Source organism: Photobacterium chitinilyticum, assembly GCF_004104355.1.
GTDB classification, from domain to species: domain Bacteria; phylum Pseudomonadota; class Gammaproteobacteria; order Enterobacterales; family Vibrionaceae; genus Photobacterium; species Photobacterium chitinilyticum.
Genome location: NZ_RJLM01000005.1, coordinates 40,486 through 62,333 on the forward strand (window position 1 = coordinate 40,486; position 21,848 = coordinate 62,333).

The 21,848-nt window shown below is 41.2% G+C and carries 24 protein-coding genes; 10 read left to right on the forward strand and 14 right to left on the reverse strand.

Going from position 1 to position 21,848, the window contains the following annotated elements; genetic code table 11:
- Positions 1-55: 55 nt before the first annotated feature.
- Positions 56-628, reverse strand: a complete 573-nt coding sequence (locus EDI28_RS13315) for a PhnA domain-containing protein (RefSeq protein WP_128784378.1) — start codon at positions 626-628, stop codon at positions 56-58.
- A gap of 292 nt (positions 629-920) precedes the next feature.
- Between EDI28_RS13315 and EDI28_RS13320 the strand changes: the two genes are divergently transcribed.
- Both EDI28_RS13320 and EDI28_RS13325 read left to right on the forward strand, forming a co-directional pair.
- Positions 921-1,415, forward strand: a complete 495-nt coding sequence (locus EDI28_RS13320; RefSeq protein WP_128784379.1) for a hypothetical protein — start codon at positions 921-923, stop codon at positions 1,413-1,415.
- Positions 1,416-1,667: 252 nt separating this feature from the next.
- On the forward strand, positions 1,668-2,849 hold the full coding sequence (locus EDI28_RS13325) for a trypsin-like serine protease (RefSeq protein WP_128784380.1): 1,182 nt from the start codon (positions 1,668-1,670) through the stop codon (positions 2,847-2,849).
- Positions 2,850-2,924: 75 nt separating this feature from the next.
- Here the strand turns inward: EDI28_RS13325 and EDI28_RS13330 are convergent, their stop codons facing one another.
- The gene (locus tag EDI28_RS13330; protein ID WP_128784381.1) at positions 2,925-4,214 is read right to left on the reverse strand and encodes a cytosine deaminase; all 1,290 of its coding nucleotides are present in this window, start codon (positions 4,212-4,214) and stop codon (positions 2,925-2,927) included.
- A 685-nt stretch (positions 4,215-4,899) separates the two neighbouring features.
- Between EDI28_RS13330 and EDI28_RS13335 the strand changes: the two genes are divergently transcribed.
- Positions 4,900-5,568 carry a response regulator transcription factor gene (locus EDI28_RS13335; RefSeq protein WP_128784382.1) on the forward strand — a complete coding sequence of 223 codons (669 nt, stop codon included), beginning with the start codon at positions 4,900-4,902 and terminating at the stop codon, positions 5,566-5,568.
- 56 nt (positions 5,569-5,624) lie between these two features.
- On the opposite strand, the gene EDI28_RS13340 is transcribed toward EDI28_RS13335, so the two are convergent.
- From EDI28_RS13340 to EDI28_RS13365, 6 genes are all read right to left on the reverse strand, one after another.
- Positions 5,625-5,888 (reverse strand): Lpp/OprI family alanine-zipper lipoprotein, encoded by a 264-nt coding sequence (locus tag EDI28_RS13340; RefSeq protein ID WP_036821101.1) that lies wholly within the window; start codon positions 5,886-5,888, stop codon positions 5,625-5,627.
- A gap of 178 nt (positions 5,889-6,066) precedes the next feature.
- Positions 6,067-6,654 (reverse strand): SCO family protein, encoded by a 588-nt coding sequence (locus EDI28_RS13345; RefSeq protein ID WP_128784383.1) that lies wholly within the window; start codon positions 6,652-6,654, stop codon positions 6,067-6,069.
- Positions 6,651-7,112 (reverse strand): hypothetical protein, encoded by a 462-nt coding sequence (locus EDI28_RS13350; RefSeq protein WP_128784384.1) that lies wholly within the window; start codon positions 7,110-7,112, stop codon positions 6,651-6,653. Before EDI28_RS13350 ends, EDI28_RS13345 begins: the two co-directional genes overlap by 4 nt.
- A gap of 165 nt (positions 7,113-7,277) precedes the next feature.
- On the reverse strand, positions 7,278-8,189 hold the full coding sequence (locus EDI28_RS13355) for a polyprenyl-phosphate transporter (RefSeq protein WP_128784385.1): 912 nt from the start codon (positions 8,187-8,189) through the stop codon (positions 7,278-7,280).
- A 149-nt stretch (positions 8,190-8,338) separates the two neighbouring features.
- Positions 8,339-9,634 carry a sensor histidine kinase gene (locus EDI28_RS13360; protein ID WP_233353370.1) on the reverse strand — a complete coding sequence of 432 codons (1,296 nt, stop codon included), beginning with the start codon at positions 9,632-9,634 and terminating at the stop codon, positions 8,339-8,341.
- On the reverse strand, positions 9,631-10,311 hold the full coding sequence (locus EDI28_RS13365; RefSeq protein WP_128784386.1) for a response regulator transcription factor: 681 nt from the start codon (positions 10,309-10,311) through the stop codon (positions 9,631-9,633). The genes EDI28_RS13360 and EDI28_RS13365 overlap by 4 nt, the downstream gene beginning before the upstream one ends.
- A 439-nt stretch (positions 10,312-10,750) precedes the next feature.
- Here EDI28_RS13365 and EDI28_RS13370 point away from each other — a divergent pair, with 439 nt between their 5' ends.
- Positions 10,751-11,149: a VOC family protein gene (locus EDI28_RS13370; protein WP_128784387.1), complete on the forward strand. Its 399-nt coding sequence runs from the start codon at positions 10,751-10,753 to the stop codon at positions 11,147-11,149.
- A 66-nt stretch (positions 11,150-11,215) separates the two neighbouring features.
- Here the strand turns inward: EDI28_RS13370 and EDI28_RS26970 are convergent, their stop codons facing one another.
- Entirely contained in the window at positions 11,216-11,383 is a 168-nt protein-coding gene (locus EDI28_RS26970) for a hypothetical protein (RefSeq protein ID WP_164918551.1), read from the reverse strand.
- Positions 11,384-11,685: 302 nt separating this feature from the next.
- Positions 11,686-11,997, reverse strand: a complete 312-nt coding sequence (locus EDI28_RS13375; RefSeq protein ID WP_128784388.1) for a DUF3081 family protein — start codon at positions 11,995-11,997, stop codon at positions 11,686-11,688.
- A gap of 245 nt (positions 11,998-12,242) precedes the next feature.
- Between EDI28_RS13375 and EDI28_RS13380 the strand changes: the two genes are divergently transcribed.
- A complete protein-coding gene (locus EDI28_RS13380; RefSeq protein WP_128784389.1) occupies positions 12,243-13,424 on the forward strand; it encodes an amino acid aminotransferase in 1,182 nt (393 codons plus the stop codon).
- Positions 13,425-13,454: 30 nt separating this feature from the next.
- On the opposite strand, the gene EDI28_RS13385 is transcribed toward EDI28_RS13380, so the two are convergent.
- The 4 genes from EDI28_RS13385 to EDI28_RS13400 form a co-directional block, all read right to left on the reverse strand.
- Positions 13,455-15,176 (reverse strand): ATP-binding protein, encoded by a 1,722-nt coding sequence (locus EDI28_RS13385; protein ID WP_128784390.1) that lies wholly within the window; start codon positions 15,174-15,176, stop codon positions 13,455-13,457.
- Positions 15,177-15,178: 2 nt separating this feature from the next.
- Positions 15,179-15,718 (reverse strand): heme NO-binding domain-containing protein, encoded by a 540-nt coding sequence (locus EDI28_RS13390; protein WP_128784391.1) that lies wholly within the window; start codon positions 15,716-15,718, stop codon positions 15,179-15,181.
- Positions 15,719-15,897: 179 nt separating this feature from the next.
- Positions 15,898-16,416: a hypothetical protein gene (locus EDI28_RS13395; RefSeq protein ID WP_128784392.1), complete on the reverse strand. Its 519-nt coding sequence runs from the start codon at positions 16,414-16,416 to the stop codon at positions 15,898-15,900.
- An 82-nt stretch (positions 16,417-16,498) separates the two neighbouring features.
- Complete coding sequence (locus EDI28_RS13400; RefSeq protein WP_128784393.1) at positions 16,499-17,227, reverse strand: nitroreductase family protein; 729 nt, start codon at positions 17,225-17,227, stop codon at positions 16,499-16,501.
- A gap of 241 nt (positions 17,228-17,468) precedes the next feature.
- Here EDI28_RS13400 and EDI28_RS13405 point away from each other — a divergent pair, with 241 nt between their 5' ends.
- The 5 genes from EDI28_RS13405 (at position 17,469) to EDI28_RS13425 (ending at position 21,832) form a co-directional block, all read left to right on the forward strand.
- Positions 17,469-18,497 carry a sensor histidine kinase gene (locus tag EDI28_RS13405; protein WP_128784394.1) on the forward strand — a complete coding sequence of 343 codons (1,029 nt, stop codon included), beginning with the start codon at positions 17,469-17,471 and terminating at the stop codon, positions 18,495-18,497.
- Complete coding sequence (locus EDI28_RS13410) at positions 18,490-19,284, forward strand: LytR/AlgR family response regulator transcription factor (protein WP_199287429.1); 795 nt, start codon at positions 18,490-18,492, stop codon at positions 19,282-19,284. The genes EDI28_RS13405 and EDI28_RS13410 overlap by 8 nt, the downstream gene beginning before the upstream one ends.
- Positions 19,285-19,621: 337 nt before the next feature.
- Positions 19,622-20,347 carry an ABC transporter ATP-binding protein gene (locus tag EDI28_RS13415; protein WP_164918552.1) on the forward strand — a complete coding sequence of 242 codons (726 nt, stop codon included), beginning with the start codon at positions 19,622-19,624 and terminating at the stop codon, positions 20,345-20,347.
- Positions 20,335-20,835 (forward strand): hypothetical protein, encoded by a 501-nt coding sequence (locus tag EDI28_RS13420; protein WP_128784396.1) that lies wholly within the window; start codon positions 20,335-20,337, stop codon positions 20,833-20,835. The genes EDI28_RS13415 and EDI28_RS13420 overlap by 13 nt, the downstream gene beginning before the upstream one ends.
- A gap of 178 nt (positions 20,836-21,013) precedes the next feature.
- Positions 21,014-21,832, forward strand: coding sequence for a hypothetical protein (locus EDI28_RS13425; RefSeq protein ID WP_128784397.1), 819 nt, complete (start codon positions 21,014-21,016; stop codon positions 21,830-21,832).
- Positions 21,833-21,848 lie beyond the last annotated feature (16 nt).

Genomic DNA, 21,848 nt, shown 5'->3' on the forward strand with positions numbered 1-21,848 from the left:
TTGAACAAAGGCGCTATTAAGCGCCTTTGTTAGATCATTATGACTGAAAAAGAAATCACATCTTTTTGCAGTAAGCCGCAATGATTACCATGTTTGTGCCAGCTGCTTTGCCGGTAATATGCAGGGGGTTGTCCGTTAGACGAATACCGCGAACAGCTGTACCTTGTTTAACAACTAGGCTAGAACCTTTTACTGGAAGATCTTTGACAATAGTGACGTTGTCACCAGCTTGTAGCGCAGTACCGTTTACATCCAGTGTCTGAATAGAGTCAAGTGCCTCTAACGCGATGCCTTTTTCAGCCCATTCAATCATGTCTTCTTCTAGGTAAAGCATGTCTAGCAGATCTTGTGCCCAAGTTTCAGCAGAAAGGCGTTTCAGCATACGGTAAGCCATCACTTGAACAGCTGGAACCTGACTCCACATACTATCGTTCAGGCAGCGCCAGTGATTCTGCTCCATTGTATCGGCATCTTCAATTTGATCTCGGCACGTACCACAGACCATTACACAGCTGGCAGCAGTTGTGTCCGGAGAAGCAGGTACTTCATACACGCTCAGGTTATCTTCAGATGAGCAAAGTTCACATTTTGCGTCAGCGCGCTGCTTAACGATATTTTCAATAGTCATAGGGATTTGTCCGTAGATTTGTTGTGGCAATATTATGCCAGCATTTCGCAATAAGGGAAGAAATCCTGCTTTAGATCACACGGAATCACGATTATCAGCCGGTAAAAAGTATAGTAATTGAACATTATGGACGTTTATGGCTGAAATTCTGTTGAGTGTCTGATAGTTGGTTGAGTGGGATATAATCTCGTGATGGATATACTATGTTGCTCAAAAGCTGTACTGTTGTAAGGAAAAAGATAAAATCATAACTGTCTTAATTAATATTATAAATCTATATCAAGGACAAATAATGAAAAAGGTCGTTTATTTGCTATCAATACTTGCGTTAGCTGGCTGTGATGAAGATGACGTTAAAGATCTTGCGCAGGGAAATACTAAAGTTTTTACAGTGACCGGGGCACAAGTTGCCAGTAAGCTTGGTACATTGGATCCTGGTTACTATGATATCGCTGTTATCACTAGCGCAAGCCAGGGTAATACTTCACCTGATGGATTACCGGTTGCAACGAAGTCCACGCTTGAAAACCTAGGGATCAAAGTAGAGGGTGAAACTTGCGGCAGGATCGATATTACTAATCAGATCTGTTTTGAAAGCGGTAATGCAAACAGTTGTATTCCTAGCGAAATTAATATGCTTGGTCTAGCAGTTTATACCATTGACCTAGATAAGGTTAAGACAGCTTCGGCAAACGGTTTTTATCCGAAATTGGCTGCTGAAGTTGGTGGATTGTATGTTGATATCGCTTATAACGACGTAAGTTGTTCTTCATTACAGGCGTTGTAATCATTATTAGATTTTACTTTCGCCTACCAGCGCTAAATAATGATTGCTCGCAGGGCTTGTTATACAGGCCCTTCCTTTTCTTGGGCCTTGTAAAAAATGATTAAACTTGGATCTATTTAACTGATATATGATGTCTGTTCACTTTTCTTAATAAATTAACCAGAATACACTCGCATAACACTCTTTCCTTAATGTTTCATTCTAACATCCATTGGTAGATTGCTATTTTTCTTTTGCTAAGGATTATACCTAATGAGAGTGAGGCATCTATTTGCTGCGGTAGGCTTGTGTCTGATATTTTCAGTTCCGATTATGGCCAATGAGGTTTCGGGATATGTTGTTGGCGGGACACCAGTAAAGCCGAGTGATGATCATAGTTGGATGGCCTCTATTCGTTTAACCTCAAAGCAGTTGAGTCATAATTGTGGTGGAACAGTAGTCAATGAGCGCTGGGTACTTACCGCTGCTCATTGTGTTGTTCAACAGGCGAGCGCGGAGCAATACCAGGTAATACCTCCAAGCAAGCTGAACGTTATGGTTGGTACTACAAGCGGTACTGTAGAAGATGTGGCAACACTTTATGCGGTATCTCATGTAGTGGTTCACCCAGATTATTCTCCTCAAGCTAATGTTCAAGTAACGCCACAGCCAGATGGCTCGGTTATTACCGAGGTACTTCGCCCGGCTTTGGATAACGATATTGCATTATTACGGGTTGATCGTCCTTTTTCTGCCCAAATTACACCAATATTATTGGCAACAGATAAGGATGCAGATGAAATCGATCTTAGTCTTGGTTCGCAGTGGTCTGATACTAATCGTCCCAAAAACACTAAAGTGACAGGCTGGGGTTCGACGCAAACAAGTGGTACGGGGACATCTGAAAAGTTGATGGAAGCCGAGTTATCTTTCTTGCCGATGCCCGAATGTTTTAATCGCCTTGAGCTTGGAAATGAAGCGTACTATATCATTGATAGTCCCAGGAACCGCACAAAGGTCTGTGCATTGCCACCTGCCGTAATTTTTGATAGCGATGGAACATCGAAGGAGTATGGCCCCGACTCGTGTAAAGGGGATAGTGGTGGGCCGCTGAGGGTAAAAAATGCTCTGGGTGATTGGATTCAGTTCGGTATTGTGAGTGGTGGTCCGGTTGGCAAGCTTGTGTGTGGCTCGCTAGTACGACCGAGTTTTTATACTCGTATTGGTACATATTACTCTTGGATACTCTCCAATGTCGCGAAGGTACCGGAGAAACCGATCACTGGCCCCAATATTATTAGAGAAGAAGAGGCTAAGAATGACTGTATTGCTGGTTCTACCGGGATTTCCCAAAATAACTGTAATATGAAGTCGGCTAGTGGCGGAGCAATCTCTTGGTTTGGCATGTTGTTGGTATTTTTCATTGGTTGGTTACGTCGTAGCATGATTAAATAAGCGTCCAGTTATGTAGCAAAGCCACCTTGTCAGAACAGAGTGGCTTTGTTTCTTGGCTGGCAGTTGCTGATATGTTTAGCGACGGAAATTGATTTCTTCCTTGCCTTCACCTATGTAAATCTGTGTTGTTGTCGGTTGTGTCTGCGCAATAATATGGCCATGGCGAACAGAATAACGAACCGGAACCTGACGTCGAACGGCGTCAAACCCATTATCTGCAAGCATGATTAGTAGGCTTCCTGGCTTGCCTTCCTCAAGGCCGTAATTGTTTTGAATATTTAGCGTACGAGCTGAATTGGTGCTGATTAAGTCTAACGAGTTATTTATTTGCTCGTAGCCCATAACTTGGCATACATGCAAACCCATATGGAGTACTTGCATCATGTTCGCAGTCCCTAGTGGGTACCAGGGGTCGAAGACATCATCGTGACCGAAGCAGACATTGATATTTGTTGCCAACATCTCTTTCACGCGGGTAATCCCACGACGCTTTGGATAGTCATCGAATCGGCCTTGCAGATGAATATTGACTAAAGGGTTGGCAACAAAATTGATACCAGACATTTTCAGCAAGCGAAATAAACGTGATGCATAGGCTCCGTTGTAGGAATGCATGGCAGTGGTATGACTTGCAGTTACCTTATCCCCCATTTTGAATTTATGGGCTAAAGCGGCTAGTGTTTCGACAAAGCGAGATTGTTCGTCATCGATCTCATAACAATGAACATCAATGAGTCGGTTGTATTTACGAGCGAGATCAAATACATAATGTAAAGAATCGATACCGTATTCACGAGTAAATTCGAAGTGGGGTATAGCACCAATTACATCGGCTCCAAGCTTTACAGCTTCTTCGAGTAGTTCTTTGCCGTTTGGGTAGGAAAGAATTCCCTCTTGTGGGAAGGCAACAATTTGGATATCGATCCATTGCTTCATTTCTTCTTTTACTTCCAGCATTGCTTTTAGGGCAATGAGTGTAGGGTCTGATACATCGACATGTGTGCGCACATGCTGAACACCATTTGCAATTTGCCATTTTAGCGTTTGTTTCGCGCGGCTTTTTACATCCCCAATGGACAGTATGGATTTTCGTTCGGCCCAGCGCTCAATGCCTTCAAATAAGGTTCCTGATATATTCCAACTTGGCTCACCAGCTGTTTGTGTTGTATCTAGGTGAACATGCGGTTCACAAAATGGAGCGATAGCCATACCGCCTTCACCGTCGAGTAGATTATTGCCGGTATAGTTTAATTCATCATCCATTAGAGTGATTATTTTGAACTGACCATTTTCGATTAGGATTTGATGCAGGCCTTCCTTGCCTTGAAGAGTAATATTTTGAATGAGCATATCTGAGGTTTGCATCTAATTAATCCTTATACTTTGGCTGTCGAATGAGCAGTAGCGCGATTGAGTACTGTAGGTTGGTTTTGGTTGTTTATTGTACACCTAAATCAATAGCTGGAACCATTAACTGGATTGATATCTATTTTTGATGGTTAAATCGTGTACAGGTTATAAAGTGGCTAAAAGTCGGTGTTTTAAGGACGGTTTTGGATTGCGAATTCTCATCAATTGGCCTGGGGATAAATTGTTTATCCACAGAAGCTGTGAATAACTCTGTGGGAAATGCTGCAAGCCTAATAACCATGCTGACTTCGCCAAAGTCAATACTGAGCTGTATGAAAAAGTCATGTAATCTCAGATAGATTGATTTAGTTCAATATCAAAAAATGTCAATAATTGTTCGAGATAAAGTGCCTTCTGGGCGTGCTGGTTTCGTAAGTTGTGCGGTTCATATTGTTAAAGAAAGAGCTTCTTGTTCGTTTGTCGGATGTAAGACGGAATATGATAACTCGAAGATGTTGAAAGTAGATATTTCACAATAACTCACGCCTGTAGATGTATGTGGCGTTATTAATCCCTAGAGAAGTTTATATGTGTCTTTTTTAGTCATTTGGATATCTGAGTTGAGTATTTTGATTTCCGTTATTGAACTCAATACTATTATTGATGATAATGCGAATGGTTTTTATTTTGGTGTTTATTTGTGTCCCAGATCCTTGTTGTTGATGATGATGTTCAGCTGTGCGAATTGCTGGAAGAAGTGCTGACTGAAGAAGGTTACGATGTGCATAGTGAGCATTGTGGTGAAAGTGCTCTCACGTACATGCAAAATAATGCCGTCGATCTTGTCTTGCTCGATGTGATGTTACCCAATATTGATGGGGTGCAGGTTGCGCGTCGTGTATGCCAGCGTTTTGCAACGCCCATAATGATGTTGACGGCGTTAGGTGATGAACCATCTATGTTGGAAGGTCTACAGGCAGGTGCTGATCAGTATTTATCCAAACCATTCAGGGTTCCTGAGTTATTAGCTCGAATTACCGTAATATTAAGACGCGTAGGTCTTGAGCGTCAGAGGCAGAGTATTAATTATTGCCAAACGGATCTTACTCACCAAATTTCCCGGTTACCCTTAACTGGAACAGAGTCTGAGCTGCTTGAGTATTTAGTTAAGCACCATGGTGTTGTGGTAGCCAAAGCTGAGCTTCAAAGAGAAGTGCTTAAAAAAGAACTAAGCCCGTTTGACCGTAACCTAGACATGCACATTAGTAATATACGTCGTAAGATGGTTCAATCTGGGTTATCAAAGCAACATATTAAAACGGTCCGTGGAAGAGGGTATAGCTTTCTCGAATCAGTGGGAGTAGTTTGAAAGTATAACTCACAGCTAAAAAGAAGTGGCGCTAAATAAAAGCGCCACTCTTTGAGCTATTTGCTGTATGAACTAGCGATATTGTCGATTCGCTGGTTCGCACGCATTGCTTCTTGATACGCTGCATCAGAAGCTGCACGTGCATCGTTAACTGCACCTGCCATTTGGTCTTGCTGACTTTGCAGAGCACCTACCTGATCAGAGAGCATATCTACTTTATTAGTAAGCTGCTGCATTTGATCAACTTCATCTGAGCTTGAACAGCCAATTAGTGTTGCACTCAGAATTATACCGGTAAGGATAGATAATGAACGGTTCATTTTTCTTTCTTCTCCTTTGTTTGCCACTACAGACCGAATGTTAAATGTTACCAGTCGGCAGAATTAGTATGGCATATGCAGCTCAAATTTCTTCTTCTTCACCTATTTATCGCTAAAAAAGGTCTCTCATTATCGAGAAAACCCGCCGGAGCGGGTATAAAAGCCTAGCTTTCAAATTTTACGAAGACTTGGGTAATAGTCGATCAATAGTCTCGACGATAATTTTTGGATTCAACGTATGCTGAACTTTATCAACCAGCGTACCGTCTGGTTGGAGGAAATAAAAATATGAGCTGTGGTCTACCGCATACTCAAGAGCAGAGTCTTTTAACTCTGTTCGCATATAAAGAACACCATATTTTTCAGCAAGTGCTTTTGTTTGCTGCTCTGTTCCTGTCATTCCAATAATATTTTTGTGGAAATATTGTGCGTACTCAGCACTTTTCTCTGGTGTATCACGTTGTGGGTCTAAAGTGATGAAAATGGGCCAGATATTGTCTAGTCGTTTATTATCTAACTCCTGCAACGCTGCGGAAAGTACGGCAAGTGATGTCGGGCATACGTCTGGGCAATGTGTATAGCCAAAATAAATAACTCGAAGGCGGGGATCTTCCTCGTCATATAGGTCTATAGCTTGTTGTCCGCTCTCTAGAATATTCAGAGGGTGGCTGGTTTCAGTTAATGCCGGATTTTTAGAATCGATGACATAACGAGTTAGTAAGCCAGCTGAAAGAGCGAGAGCAAGTATTATCCATTGAAATTTCATTTTGTCATCCTTAATGAAATGCTAATAGGTGTAATTTGTTCAGGTTCAGACAGTGGCTTGATATCTCCTAGCCAAGTCATTTCGTTTGATGTGCAAAACGGAAGTAATAGATCACCGGAGAACTGTCCATTAGAGGCTCGAGATAATTTTAGCTGATAGATTCCCATCATCATTTCATGGCCTTCAAGAGTGAGCATCAAGCTATTAGTCTTTTCAGGTAACTCGGGCCATGAAACGTTGACTTGAGTGGCTTTCATAGGATGAATAACATCAGTACTGAGGGTTACAGATACGTTATTTTGTTCGCATGCCTGAGTGCTAAGCTGGCAGTAGTCGGTAAGCAATTGCCGTTTATCACTCTTATTTTTTCCGATTTCTAATACTTGAAAACCACCCCAGCCAACGGCAATAATGAGCAAAAGATTAGCGATTGGTTGCCATGTTTTTTTTTTCAACATTCACCGTAGACCCGTACTTGTAATGAGTTTGTAAATAATATCATTAATATCGAGTATTCAATCAGGTACAGAGAGATTTTGTGAAGGGAGTTGGAGATAAACGGTCGGTGAGGCAGATTTGTGCTAACCTTGCCCCGAGTAAACGGGGCTGGTTGAAGTAAGCTACTATTTTTCAGCGATTTTTTCTAATCCCCAGACAATACCAATACCCACTAACATTGCGGTAATAGCATAAGCTAACAGAGCTGGTTGCCCCGTTACTTGTTCAAAATTCAGAGGGGACAAGTTCTGCTCTAGCAGAGGAACCTGTTGGCCGCTTGAGTTAGTGCGCCAGGTTAGAGTCTCTTTCCAAGGCCAGATTTTACTTAAAGTACCGATCATAAGCCCTGTTAAGAAAGTCAGGGCGATATCTCTGTGATGGCGCAGTACCCATGATAATACGTGAGAGAAACTCAGTAGACCAATAATGCCACCTAATGCAAAGGTGGCAAGGGTAATGATATCCATTGACTTAGCAGCAGCGAGGATAGGGGCATACATCCCCAGTAGCAAGAGGATAAAGCTTCCCGAAATGCCTGGTAGGATCATGGCACAAATTGCAATGGAGCCGGCAATAAAGATATTCAGTGATGTCGGTTCTAGGCTGAGCGGGTGCAAAACCGTAATACCGTAGGCAAAAAAGGCACCTATCACGACGGAAAGAAAACGGTTAGCCTTCCATTGTTCAATCTGCTTGAACATATGGTTCACCGATACAATAATGAGTCCAAAGAAAAAGGACCAGAGCGGGATCGGGTGGGTATGGAGCATCCAGGTAATAAATCGAGCCAGAGTAAAAATGCTGGTCAGAATGCCTGATAGCAACAAGATCAGAAATGTACCGTTGATATGTTCGAAAGCTGCCTTGAAGCCATTCTTTCGCCAAATTCCGATAAGGCTTGGATTAACACGTCGAATACTTTCTAATAAAGTGTCATAGATGCCGGTAATAAAAGCGATTGTACCACCTGAAACGCCAGGCACCACGTCAGCAGCGCCCATCGCCATGCCTTTTAAAAAGGTTAAAACTTTGTTCATGGTTTTCCGTAATCTTAAAAATGAGTAGCAGAATTTTCAGCCATTATAACCTGTCGATGTGAAAAAGAAGTGATTTTTTATTGTTCACATAGCCATGATGTTGTCGCTTGCGATGATACCTGGCATTCGGCTGGGTATCATCGGCAATTTTATTCTTGTGACTCGTTGGGTGTATCGTACGTTTTTAGAATGATTTCAGCGGTGCAGCCCTCGATATCGTTATTGTAGTGATTGAGTCGCCAACCATATTTTCGGCAAATGTCATTGGCAATGAGTAAACCTAGGCCAAATCCTTCGTCTCCTCGGGGGGTACTTCCGAGTCCGATTCCGCTATCAACGACTTGAATTACATCAGGGGTGATTTTAAGCGCAACAGTTCCTGCTTCTGTACAGGCAAACGCATTTTTGATTAGATTACCGATCAGGATTTTTATTGTGGTTTCGGGCGCTTTGACGACCGTGCTGCCTCTCATATCCACACTCCAACTGACAGGCTTATCTGTTAATAGGTGCTCATGCTCTACAAGGATATTGTGCATTTCGTCTCTTGTTAGCACTCTTGGACTGAGGTTGTTAAGATTTTCTTCTCGAGTCAGGGAAAGCAATGTTGTCACGAAATCGTTCATTTCATTACTGGCGTGTAGCAAACGTATTCGCTGCTTCTCGATAAAGGCTGGGCTAGTTGATTGTCCGAGTAACGAGATAGCCCCTTTCATTACCATTAATGGAGTACGTAGCTCATGGCTTGCATAGCGGTTAAATGATCGCTCTCGTTCAAGTAGTTGATGAATCCGTTCTGAATAGAGATTGAAGCTAGTGACAAGCTGTAATAATTCTTTTGAAACAACACCCTGTGGAGGCTGGATCGGAGATAGGTCATTTGGCGAGCGACTTTCTAACTCGTTGGTAAGCTGCGTTAAGGGGGCTGTAAGTCTTTTTGATATACGCAAAATAACGAGCAGGCTGATTAAAATTAAGGAAAAAGTGATGAATAGTTGCTTCGCCTGGTTCCAGAAAATTTGATTCTCGCTTAACTCATAGATGTCATCGAAGTACAGGAAATACACTGTCTTTAGTTTGTCTCGGATTTTCAATTCACTTCGCATGATAAAGAACTCGGTATCGTCGGAGCTATTTCTTTTCAATTCGACGGCTGTGTCGGCAGGTAGACTGTCTGGGATGATAAGGTGTGCAGGTAGTTGCTCCCTCCCTATATAAGCATGGGTAAAAGGAGGGATTGCGATGCTCTGGATGCTATTTTCGTTGAGAACTTCTTTGGCAATTTCTTTTGCATGCAGAAGTCGATTATTGGCATTTAATTGTTCGAAGTCTTCGAGTGTTGTTTCGAGTAGTGCGAAGTGTATGCTGATGATCGCAAAAGCAACGATGGAAAAGTAGGTGAAAGTAAGTTGTTTTGCACTTTTAACATTTCTATCTGCAATCACTTGCTTTCCTCTGGGATTAATTGATAACCGACTTTAGGTACTGTTTTGATATAGCTATGCTTGAAAGGTTTGTCTATTTGGTTCCTGAGTTGATAGATATGGCTCCTCAGTACATTTCCTTCGGGCTCATCATCTCCCCATAAAGTTGAGATAATTTCTTCCTTAGTTACCAATTTAGGAGCACGTACCATAAGTAGCTTAAGAATGGTGAATAAAGTCGGGTTTAAAGAAAAACTGTAGCTGCTACGGTGAACAGTATGGTTGCCAAGGTCTAATTCTAATTGACTGAAGTTTAGGGTATTGGCTGCTGTTTCTCCTGTGCGGCGGCGAGTCAGTGCTTTAATACGAGCTTCAAGGATCTCAAGATCAAAAGGTTTGACCAAATAGTCATCAGCACCTTGAGAAAACCCTTCCAGCGTGTCTTCTCGTGTATCTCGTGCTGTTAGCATCAGGATTGGCGTATCGATTCCTTGCTCTCTCAGTTTTTGACAAACTGTGTAACCATCCATACGAGGAAGCATGACATCAAGAATAATCAGGTCGTAGTAGTTTTCACAGCCCAGATTATAGCCTTGTTGACCATTATTGGCGTAGTCCAGTGTGTATCCTTTGATTTCAAAAAAGTCAAAAATTATCCCAGCAATATCTTGATGGTCTTCAACTAATAGTAATTTCATGAAGGTTTCCGCTTGAAATAAACTGCGTCCCTATGATGGACAAATCAATGTGAAAAAAACGTCGATGACCTTTGTAACATAGTTGTCCATTTAGTTCATCATGGACTAGCTACGTTATTCTCTGCTGGAGAGCTCAACCATTGAAGTCAATTTTGTCTGAAAAGTGGCTTATGCCACTTTTTTTTTGTTTCTCCCCTAATGTGATCACTGCCGAAAATGTGCAGTGCTCAGCAAAGCTGAATTATCAACTTTGATTAATATATCTAATGGCTTGACGGTATGGGAAATTGCTGTGAAAGTATGGGGTATATTCAACCTTGTGAGTATTCAGGGTGAACGATAACGACATTGTCACAGGCTTGGACGTTGTTTCTGTATAGAAAAAATAATACTGATCTCGTGACAATAGAAGTAAATATAATCAAAGGATGATACGGCCATGATACCTAGAGATGCGACACTCCGTGTTGTCAGACCTACCGATAATCTAGAGCAAGTTACTGTGATGTACAGCAAAGCCCTTGGCTTTGAGGTGCTTAAGCAATTTAAAGACCACGAGGGCTTTGATGGTGTGGTGTTAGGTCATCCCAAACACGCATATCACTTAGAGTTTATTCATCAACAGGGAGTCACTGTTGGAAAGGCTCCGTCTCAAGATAACTCGTTGGTGTTTTATATTGACTGTAGCAGAGTATGGGAACGAGCTTGCCGTAATATGATTGATGCTGGATTCAGTGTGGTTGAGTCGAACAACCCATACTGGGAAAATGTGGGTAAAACATTTGAAGACGTTGACGGTTATCGAGTCGTGCTTCAGAACCGCGATTGGGACTGCTAACTTATATTCGAAAACTAAAAAGCTCAGGCTAGGTCTGAGCTTTTTTATGTTCTTTATCTGCTAGCCTTAGTGCTGCTTGGCTAGGTTTTCGTAAGCTGACTTAAACATGAGAGCAAAGCCATCCTGAGATAGTTCCTTGGCTGTCATCTCGGCTGCGTTGAGACGCCTATAACATTCACCTAAGGCTGCAATCGCAATATCAAGCTCTTTAGTACTGAGTTGTGGAGTGTGCATCTTGGTTCTCTTCCTGGAAAAAAGAAACGTTATTAGTATATGTCGAATTAACGGGACCGCAATTTTATATCACGACCTTATCTCAGCCCTTATGAATGTAAACTGAACGACGTGTAATTGTTTTTGTTGTTGTAAGAACACTTCCAGATTATTGATTTTAAAAGATGATTTTGTCAGAGGAGTGTAAAATCAGGAAAAAAAGTGTATCAGTTCAATATGTTGAGCAGGCAGATGCTGAGAACTACTTATAAATGTGCTCATAATCATGCCTGCGGTATATTATTGGGTGGCATATTAGAATATTAATATTTCTTATCTAACTCCATTAGCTTGTGAATGAACTCTTGAATTTGTACTTCGTTATTATTATGAAACTCAGTTGTTGTCTGATTAATGACAGTGTCAGGATCTTCATTTGCGGTATGAAAGTGATAGGTGTTGTGGAAGTTAATATCAAGACTGACATTATTATCTGATAGATTGACATAGTATCCATCTTGATGCTCTGTACAAGTTACATCCTCTAGCTTAATGCCAGTATCTGTTGCTGTTCCCTGAGTCTTGATCTTTTCGTACACGCTAAGCAAGGTACGTACGTCAACACTGTTTTTCATTGCTACCTCCACCCGTTTTCTGTTGCTCGTTAGGTAAAAACGAAAGATATACTTATAAATTTAGGCCTTGCTCAGGTGACTGCAAGTTAAGTTGGTTGAATGTTATTTAAGATCAACAATTGCGCCTGATATGGCTCACATTTTTGGTAGAAACAACATTGATATTTTTAATGATTTCATAGTGACCTTTCGTGAGGTAAGTGATAATTTGAAACTATAAACAGTCACTAAATGGAATTAATCCGATGTTTAAGCAGCTTACCGAAGCGCAACTTGACCCTATTTTGTCACTTTCAATTGCCTATCGGGAAGATGATCGTACAGATAAGATGGATTTAGGTATTGGGGTGTACCGGAACAGTCAAGGTGAAACGCCAATCATGAGGGCAGTCCAGCAGGCTCAGCAGCAGGTGTTGGCGACACAAACAACCAAGGCTTATGTTGGACTGGCGGGGAGTGAAGTATTCAATCAGTCAATGATGGATCTGCTGTTGACCGATACCTCGGCATATTCTCGTGCAGCTGCAGTCCAGACTCCAGGTGCCAGCGGAGCGCTGAGAATGCTGGCTGATTTAATGTGCATCGCTCAACCTGAAACTACCGTGTGGATATCAAACCCCAGTTACGTTAACCATAAGCCCATTATGGAAGCTGCTGGGCTGAAGGTGAGGTATTACCCATACTTTGATGCGGTAACGAAACAGGTTGACAGCCATGCTATGTTAAGTGAATTAGCAAAAGCGGGTCCGAAAGATGTTGTGCTGCTTCATGGCTGTTGTCATAACCCGACGGGAGCCGACATTACATTTTCGGATTGGAAGGCTATTACAGCCTTGGCAAATAAGAATGGCTTTATGCCTTTTGTTGATATTGCCTATCAGGGATTTGGCGATGGTCTGGAACAAGATGCAGCGGGCTTGAAGCATATGGCTGATAATACTGAAGAAATGATCATCGCGACATCCTGTTCTAAGAATTTTGGTTTATACCGAGAGCGTACCGGAGCTGCGATTGTGATCAGTGACAGCCTGAAGGAAGCTCAGAAGGCAAAAGGACGTATTCTGAACCTCGCTCGCTCAACTTATACCATGCCGCCCGATCATGGGGCTGCCTTAGTGGCGACAATTCTGAGCGACCCGTCTCTTACTCAAATTTGGAAGCAAGAACTGGATGAAATGCTGGGACGTTTATTGAGCTTGAGGGCGGGACTAACGAAGGCGGTTCGAGCACAGGGCTCAAATGATTTTGATTTTATCGAGCAGCACAAAGGGATGTTTTCGGTTACAGGTTTGACTCCTGCTCAGATCGGCCGGTTACGTGATGAGTTTGCTATTTATGCTGTAGCCGATGGCCGAATTAATATTGCAGGTCTGCAAGAACAGCAGCTGGATTATCTGGCTAATGCCCTCGTAACGGTATCGCGCTAATCTAAGCAGAGATAAGTTTTCTATGGGGAGCTAGTGAGCTCCCCACTTTTTCAGCATTTCTTTTAATTCCCTCGATTGGTACGGTTTGCAGAGAATGTCATCCATACCTGCATCAATACATTCCAGGCGCTCTGCTGTTGTAGTCCCTGCAGTTAGCGCTAATATCGGTTTCTGGTAGCCATGTTCTCTTAGTTTTTTGGTTGCGCAGTACCCGTCCATAACAGGCATTCTACAGTCCATCAAAATCACATCAAATGAGTGCTTGTTCAATATATCAAGAGCTTGCTGGCCATTATCAACAATAGTTGGATTCAATCCCATTTTGTTCAACATTAACTTGATTATCATCTGATTGGTTTTCAGATCTTCAACGACCAATACCTTAAGTTCATCGATGTATCGGTGTTCATCGTGGTGAGGACTGTCTTCGCTTACAGTTAATTCATGGATGGTTAATGGGAGGGATATTGTGAAGGTTGCTCCACTTCCAGCTTTGCTGTCAACGTTTATCTCTCCTTGCATTTGATTCGCCAGTTTTTTGCAGATAGCAAGGCCTAGCCCTGTCCCTTCATGAACTCGTTTGCTGGAAATATCAACCTGGCTGAAGGGTTTAAATAACTTATGTTGTTGCTCGGGTGAAATTCCGCAACCGGAGTCAGCCACCGTAAATATCAACTTGCTATCTTGCCAGTCAATAGACACATTAACATGACCCATAGATGTGAACTTAATTGCGTTTCCAATGAGATTGACATATATCTGCTTGATCCTATCCTCATCGCCAATAAGCAATTTTGGAACGGAGTTGCTGCAGCAAACTGATAGTTTTAGCCGTTTTTCTAGTGCACGATGCTGGAAAATATCGTCGATTTTTTTTGCCATGCTGTAGCAATCAAACGGCTTTTCGGAGAGTTCAAGCATACCTGCATTGATTTTACTGTAATCTAGAAGATCATTGATAATTGCCCTTAATAATTCTCCTGAATGGTTTAGTGTATTGAGAAGTTTATGTTGGTGCTGTGTAAGCTGGGTATCTTCTAGTAGTTCAGCCGAACCCAATACACCATTTAGCGGTGTTCTTAGCTCATGGTTAATCATGGCCAAAAAGTCCCGAGTTGTTTGCTCTGAGGCTTCAGCTTGCTTCCTGGCTGCGATGGCTTCTTCGAAGCTTAGCTGACGTCCGATTGATGAGCGGAGCATTTCACTAAATAGCGCCATGTGCTTCTTAATGGTTAGCAGCCATGTGCCTGTCGCTCTAATACGGATGGCAAAAAAGCCGCTGATAGCAGGAAGGGTACTAAGTGATATCCAGAGAATACCTTCTAAACTATCCCAGTATATTCCAGTATCACCTAATGATGATGGCGGAAACCATTCCTGTCGTCTTCCTGAGGAAAAACAAGTGCTAATTCCAATATCCGGTAGAGTGCTGATTTCAATACGGCAGGCTGTCACGGAAAGGCTATCGATCAAGCTTTCTGTTAGCTGCTGGATGATTTTTTCTGACGGAGGGTGGATGAGGAATAGGCGGCCATATTCTGACAGCATGTTTTCCATTTTTGCTTGGTATGCAAGAAGTTCTGAGTCAACCTCAGCCTGTGCCTTTAGCTTTTCAACCGATTGCTCAATAAGTTTTTTGGCCGAATAAAGCTCATGGCTTTTTATCTCTAGTAGTTTTTCGGCTTCTTTACGAGCGAGCTTTTCGCGCTGAAGTTTCTTATGCAGTAAAGCAATATGCTGATTTTGATCCATACTTATTCCACAATTAAATCGAGATTAAATCGTACGTGGCTTTTGCTCTTGTTCAGTGGAGCCATGGTAACGTGGACTGTTTGCCCAAAATGCTTGGCACAGCCTTTGATAAGGCCAAGACACACGTGCGACATACATCGTGCAGATTTGTAGTCCATTACCATGTGTGTTTTTGTTTCTGAGATGAAATCAAATTGTGGGGGGGTTGCGTCAGGGTAGAGTTTTTTAACTTCAGTATGGATATGATCTTCGACTTTTTTTATGAAATTGAACGTATCTTGCTGAATACCTGTCATTGCAGGCAACGTTTGCAGCAGGCGAGTGAAAACCGCTTCACCATAAACCTCCTGAAGGTCTTCTGCTGAAACACCTGTGATTTTACTTAATGTAACAATAAGAGTAACTAGTGCTCGGTGATCATAGCTACCGACAGCTGTATAGACCCCTATATCAGAGGCTTGATCAAGCATTTTTTGGCAGACTTCAAGGCCAAAAGCATCTTCGATAATGTCTAAAAACTCAGTAAAAATGATTCCTTTCATATCCTTACCCTTTTGCTATACCTCTAAACCATTATGGTAAGTGAAGTATGGTGCGTCAAAGCTAGTTGAAGGAAATTGAATCGTTGTTGGCTAGATGTTCCAATTAAAAAATGAGTTATGTTGGGCAATACCAGAAAGATAATGTACCTTTCTGGTTGTTCCTAGGACAAATAATTAGACTAGCAACGGCTGATGATAGCGAGTTCGTTTTTCTCGGAGAGCACTTTTGAGAGTAGGGTGTTTTCCATCTCTTCGATCAAAGCCTGCTGGTTGGCAAATGGTAGAGCGTGTACATCTGACACAAGTGCAATATTGTTTTCTGACTGAAAAATAATACCGCAGGCTGCAGGTTTCCCATTTAGAAAGCCAACGAATAACTGTGCTGGAGAATCATCATCAAGCATTATTTGGGTTAGAAATTCAATAACCGCTTCTTTTTCCGGCCCGTCTTGCCACTTGCTGGCGAATACTAATGAGTATCGAATCGTCAATGGGTGACAGTCAACTGGGTAGATTGTAAGAGCGTGTGTAGATGGGGTTGGAATAGATGATATTGTCTGACTAGACTGCTGGAGCTGTTGAGCTTGATAGAGCTCGAGGCCTCTTTTACTTAGCGGCGTTGGGAATTCGGCCTCGGTTACGTGAGTGGCCATCCAGACATTTTTTAAATTGAGGTGTTTTTCAATCTGTGACTGCATATCATCTGTTCTTGATTTGTGGTCCCCACACCTTACCGTAATTTTATTTGATAAGGTATGGTGAAGCTAGCTAAATGGTTAATTAGTGACTTATTATGACATCTTGACTATCAACACGATGTCTATCGCTATAAATTCCCTCTTCAATGCGTTTACCACAACTGACGATCATAGTGATTTCAGCCTTTTTAGGTAAGCCAAGTAGTTTCTTTGCCCGTTTTGAATCAAAGCCTTCCATTGGGCAGGTATCATACCCTTCAGCACGCATTCCCATCATGAAAGTCATTGCAGCAAGTGAGCTGCTTTTGTGAAGGCATACTCTTAAATCATTTTTGCTGACTTCCCGTACCATTGGTTTCCTAAAGCCTATGCAGTGACTAATAATTTTGCGTCCGAGGCCGAAAAGGCCAAACCGATCGTTGTTATAAACAAAGGGTATGAGCTTCTCATAATATTTTAAAGCCCGTTTTGCAGTGGCATCTTCACGGCCATTAAATGCTTGGCGGATTTGTGTCGCATTCATTTGAGCACGAGGCTTCCATTTATAGGGTGTGACTACAAAAGCGATAAGTTCATTGGCTGTTTTGGCCGCGTTTTGTCCCATACAGATATCGGCAAGCTTGTTGCGTTGTTCACTGCTGATGACCCGATGAAACTCCCATAATTGCATATTAGAACTGTTTGGCGACAGTATCGCCAATTCGAGTGAGCGAGCTACCGCAGCATGGTCAAACTCAGAGGCCTGATCATATTTTCTGACCGAGCGGCGAGAGTGAACAAGATCGTTAAAAAAGTCGTTTGATTCTGACATGGCTGAATTATCTGTAACTCAAAATGGGGAATAATAGCGATTATACCAACCAGCATAGCCTAACAAAACTGTATTTTAGCCATTGAAAGCAATCTGTTAAATAGTCTATGAGGTGGCACCTTTACGACATTATTTTTGATTTATTGTCTACCAGCTCGCAAATCTTTACGCACTTAAATATAAAACCCGACTCATATGCTATTTAATAGTCAATTATGTCAGAAAGTGTATAAACGTGTGTATGAGGTTTAACACCCCTATAAGCGATATCTATATCAGTATATTGCTGTGTATTGGTATTGCGTTTGTTACTTACCTTGCGAGAGGAGGTGAATTTAGCCGCCAACTCATTATTGTTTTTGGTTACGGTGGGTTTTGTAACTTAATCAGTTTGCTTCTTCGAAATTACTGGCCATCTTGGCGCTCCTATACCCATTTTATTATTGTAGTCAGCGGAACCGTCATCTTTGGGACTCTTCATGCTATGCTATGGTCTGCATGGGTCCCGGGTGAGAGCGGGCTGTGCCAACTCTTTAGCTTGCTAGGTTCAGCCTTATTCTTTTCAACATTGATGTATTACTTCTTCCACAACCGAGAAAAAGCGCTGAGGTATGAGTCCGAATTAAAACAGGTAAGATTACTTCAGGTCGAACATGAAAAGGCACTTGTGACTAGCCAGCTCCAGGTACTTCAGAGTCAAATTGAGCCTCACTTTCTTTTCAATACGTTAGCCAACTTACAAGTATTAATTGATGCCGATTCAATAAAAGCAAAATTGTTGTTAGAGCGTCTCACTGAGCTCTTACGGATCAGTTTAAAAAAGAGTCGCCGTGAATGGATAATGCTTGAAGATGAAATTGACTTGCTCGATGCGTATTTAGGTATTCAGTCTATGCGTTTAGGTGATAGGTTATCTTATCGATTTATCATTGATGAGAATGTAAATCTATCATGGAATATACCTCCTTATATGCTGCAACCATTGGTAGAAAATGCAGTATTCCATGGCATTGAGCCCCGCAAGGAAGGAGGAAAAATTACTGTTTGTATGAACTTTAAAGAAGAACGGTTACTTGTCGAAGTTAAAGATAACGGTGTTGGTTTCGAAGGAAAGTCACTTCATAAAGGGAGTGGGGTGAGCTTGGATAACATTCGTCAACGGTTGAAAGCTTTATATGGTGATAGATCATATATCTCGATTCTGGCACCGGAAAGCGGAGGAGTAATTACCAAGGTCGAATTTTTCCCAAGGGAGGGGTGTAATGATTAGCTCAAGTACTATTACGGCAGTAATTGCTGATGATGAACCTTTGTTACGTCACTATCTTAACCGGACTCTTTCAGAAGTATTTCCTCAAATAGATGTTGTTGCCAGTGATTCTGATGGTAAATCAGCCCTTGCGAGTATAAAAAAAGAGAAACCAGATGTTGTGTTCTTAGATATTCGTATGCCGGGTCTTGATGGAATATCTGTTGCAAGGGGATTAAAGGATCTTGATAAGATTCCGCTAATAATATTTATCACGGCTTATGATGAATATGCGATTCAAGCCTTCGAGGAACATGCTTTTGACTATTTGTTGAAGCCAGTTAATGAGAAGCGGTTGATAAAAACCTGTGAGCGTATTAAATCATATATTTATGCTGTTAATTCTGAGCAAGATCGTACTGATCCCACCTCTGTTAAAGCAATTGAACGATTAGTTGCGAGAATTCAGCATCCCACCAATAACTACCTCCGTTGGATTAAAGCCAGCAAAGGCGAAGATATTTGTCTAGTTCCTGTTGATGATGTTAACTATCTAAAAGCAGAGGATAAGTATGTAAGTGTGTACACTCGGTATGGTGAATATTTAATCCGTACTCCGCTGAAAGAGCTTATAAAACAGCTCGATCCTGATCTTTTCTGGCAGATTCATAGAGCAACGATTGTCAGAGTTGAAGCCATTGAGCGAGTGAAACGTGATTTTACAGGAAAATTGTACGTACATTTATCAACTGACAATGTGAAGTTGGCTGTAAGCCGAAATGCTCAGGGACTATTCAAACAGATGTGAGTTTATGTAAGAACATTGAAATACATGACGGTACAGTGTTCGTTTTTATTGAGGGAATCTATCAATATAGCCATTTATCGCGTTATTTCCCTTTTATCACACTCAATAACCTTTTATCGCATTGATGTTTACGAAAAGTTCATGATTGATAATCTATCAGCATATACAGAGGATTCAAATGAATAGCTCTGAAGCGTTACAGGAATAGCGCTTTTAGTGGTGAGTTATAACTCTGAAATAATTATAAATAATGTTGGTTGGTACTTAACTGAGCCCCCCTGACAGGGGGCAATGTTACGTTAATGTTCTTTACGTAATTAATTTTTAAGGTATGTTTGTGATTGAGTTTCAGAGGATACAGAAAAACTACCATTTGGTGGATAATTGTATTCATGATGTCCTTAAAGGAGTCGATGGCCTTATCAATCAAGGAGAAGTCGTTGCTCTATGTGGTCCTTCTGGTTCAGGGAAAAGCTCGTTACTGAATATTTGTAGTTTACTTGATAATAATTATAAAGGGCGAGTGATTATTGATGGTGAGGCAGTGACAAAAACCTCAGAATTCGCAATTGATATTCGTCGAAAAAAAATAGGGCTGATATATCCCAGCTTTAGTTTGGTTACAGCATATACGGTATTTGAAAACATTGAATTTCCATTGATTATAAATCATGTAGCTGAAGATAAACGCAGAAGTCGTGTGTTAGAAATGATGGCCAATCTAGGGTTGGAAAAATATGAAAATTATAGGCCAGATCAATTGTCAGACGAAGTAAGGCGTAGAGTCGTAGTAGCTAGAGCGTTTATTAATCGACCAGTGGCTGTAATCGCGGACGAGCCAGTTGCTGATTTAAACAGTTGTGAAGCACTTTGCCTTATAGATCTAATAACAAAGTTAGGGAAAGAGCTTAGAAGTGCGGTGCTAATTGCAACATGTAATGTGGAGTTAGCAGCAAGCTGTGACCGTATAATACACTTACAGGATGGCCATGTTGTAGAGCATGTGCCGCTTGCATCAATTCAACGTCGTAAGGTTGCTGAGGCTCTGCCATGGGGAATTTAGTAATACAGCTAAAGTTGATGAAGAATTGTTTGGTATATCAGTGGAAGTCTACGTTATTATCAGTTATTTCAGTAGGCATCTTTGGGTTCTTGCTGTTATTTTTTCGAAATAAAATATTAACTTCTAATTCGTTACAGGATAGTGAGTATAGGTTATGGTTTTTGATTGGACATTTTTTGGCTGTTTTACTGTTTGTATTATGTTCTTGGGTTATCGCAAGGAATAAGGTTGTTAATAATGCTTCGGAGTTTAAAGCTTTCATTGTGATTGGTTTGAATAACAGTGCAATATTACTTTGTCTAGTTATCAATTCGCTTATTATATCAACCGTTGGTTTATTACTAGCAGCGCTCTTTTTCTCATCGAATCCATTTGCCAGTTTTAATACAATAGGATACCCAATATGGGAGGCGGCTATTGTCATAGTTGGAGGAACTGGTGTCTCTGTATTGGCGGCTTCAACCGCAATAAAAAAGAGCATTGAATAAAATGTCTATAGTGTAAGTACTATCTATTATACGGATTCAGAATAGATAAAAATGAACTGTCTATTATTTAGTGATTGAGATTTGATTATTTGAAATTTTATTCATGATTTACATGCGAATTGTCAATTTATAGTCTATGAATTTTGAATGTTTCAAACAAATCTCAGGGAGAGAGAGAATGGAGTGCAACCAGCGTGGTTATCTTATTTATCCACTATTTTTAATTATGCCGCAAGAGGCTTTTTATCAATCAATACGTTTTTTTATGGCGTCAGGGAAAACATTGGAGACACTTGCCGTAACTCAAGCCCAGAAGTCAATTGAGATGGCTTATAATCAAACGGCTAGCTTACTAGAAGATATGGATGGCAGTATTATAAAGTCAAGAAATTCGGTAGGCGCTAATCTACTATTCCCTTTTGATGTTATGAATTATTTATCAACAACGATGTTAGATAATTGGCAAATGTTAATGGGAGGAAAATCAACGGGTGAGCTTAAGATGGCTGAGCAAGTTGAAAACCAGGAGAAATTATTCTCTCGGATTGAGCAGCAACTAAAAGTACAAAATGTTTCTCTGAAGCAGAAAGTATCAGAGAAAGAGGAGATGTTACTGTCATTGCGGTCTGAATCAGATAAAGTGAGAAAAGCTAAGTTAGCGGCACAACGTGCTCAGCGAAAAATAAAAGCAGAACTTGAATTAAGTAATGATCAAGTTCTAGCATTAAAAGCTGAATGCGAAAATTTTACAGAGAGATACGATCAACAGTTGTTGGATAATTCATTATTGCAGACAACAAATAAGCAATTAGAACGAGAGCTTGCAGAAGTGAGACAAGAATCGAAATTGCAAACAACTGACTCTGAGCAGGTGGCTTCAAAGATCGATGCCTTGGCGACAGAGCAGACGAAGCTGATTGCCGAGAAAGACGGCTTATACAAACGTATAGAAGAATTACAACGCCAGTTGGAGCACTCTTCAAACTATACTGAATAATTTTCTTTCACTTAAT

Coding starts and splice junctions, on each gene's coding strand:
- EDI28_RS13380 (WP_128784389.1), top strand. CDS start 12,243: ATGTTTAAGCAGCTTACCGAAGCGCAACTTGACCCTATTTTGTCACTT.
- EDI28_RS26970 (WP_164918551.1), bottom strand. CDS start 11,383: ATGCACACTCCACAACTCAGTACTAAAGAGCTTGATATTGCGATTGCA.
- EDI28_RS13325 (WP_128784380.1), top strand. CDS start 1,668: ATGAGAGTGAGGCATCTATTTGCTGCGGTAGGCTTGTGTCTGATATTT.
- EDI28_RS13340 (WP_036821101.1), bottom strand. CDS start 5,888: ATGAACCGTTCATTATCTATCCTTACCGGTATAATTCTGAGTGCAACA.
- EDI28_RS13330 (WP_128784381.1), bottom strand. CDS start 4,214: ATGCAAACCTCAGATATGCTCATTCAAAATATTACTCTTCAAGGCAAG.
- EDI28_RS13315 (WP_128784378.1), bottom strand. CDS start 628: ATGACTATTGAAAATATCGTTAAGCAGCGCGCTGACGCAAAATGTGAA.
- EDI28_RS13420 (WP_128784396.1), top strand. CDS start 20,335: ATGGGGAATTTAGTAATACAGCTAAAGTTGATGAAGAATTGTTTGGTA.
- EDI28_RS13320 (WP_128784379.1), top strand. CDS start 921: ATGAAAAAGGTCGTTTATTTGCTATCAATACTTGCGTTAGCTGGCTGT.
- EDI28_RS13390 (WP_128784391.1), bottom strand. CDS start 15,718: ATGAAAGGAATCATTTTTACTGAGTTTTTAGACATTATCGAAGATGCT.
- EDI28_RS13355 (WP_128784385.1), bottom strand. CDS start 8,189: ATGAACAAAGTTTTAACCTTTTTAAAAGGCATGGCGATGGGCGCTGCT.
- EDI28_RS13365 (WP_128784386.1), bottom strand. CDS start 10,311: ATGAAATTACTATTAGTTGAAGACCATCAAGATATTGCTGGGATAATT.
- EDI28_RS13375 (WP_128784388.1), bottom strand. CDS start 11,997: ATGAAAAACAGTGTTGACGTACGTACCTTGCTTAGCGTGTACGAAAAG.
- EDI28_RS13345 (WP_128784383.1), bottom strand. CDS start 6,654: ATGAAATTTCAATGGATAATACTTGCTCTCGCTCTTTCAGCTGGCTTA.
- EDI28_RS13395 (WP_128784392.1), bottom strand. CDS start 16,416: ATGCAGTCACAGATTGAAAAACACCTCAATTTAAAAAATGTCTGGATG.
- EDI28_RS13410 (WP_199287429.1), top strand. CDS start 18,490: ATGATTAGCTCAAGTACTATTACGGCAGTAATTGCTGATGATGAACCT.
- EDI28_RS13400 (WP_128784393.1), bottom strand. CDS start 17,227: ATGTCAGAATCAAACGACTTTTTTAACGATCTTGTTCACTCTCGCCGC.
- EDI28_RS13385 (WP_128784390.1), bottom strand. CDS start 15,176: ATGGATCAAAATCAGCATATTGCTTTACTGCATAAGAAACTTCAGCGC.
- EDI28_RS13405 (WP_128784394.1), top strand. CDS start 17,469: ATGAGGTTTAACACCCCTATAAGCGATATCTATATCAGTATATTGCTG.
- EDI28_RS13350 (WP_128784384.1), bottom strand. CDS start 7,112: ATGTTGAAAAAAAAAACATGGCAACCAATCGCTAATCTTTTGCTCATT.
- EDI28_RS13425 (WP_128784397.1), top strand. CDS start 21,014: ATGGAGTGCAACCAGCGTGGTTATCTTATTTATCCACTATTTTTAATT.
- EDI28_RS13370 (WP_128784387.1), top strand. CDS start 10,751: ATGATACCTAGAGATGCGACACTCCGTGTTGTCAGACCTACCGATAAT.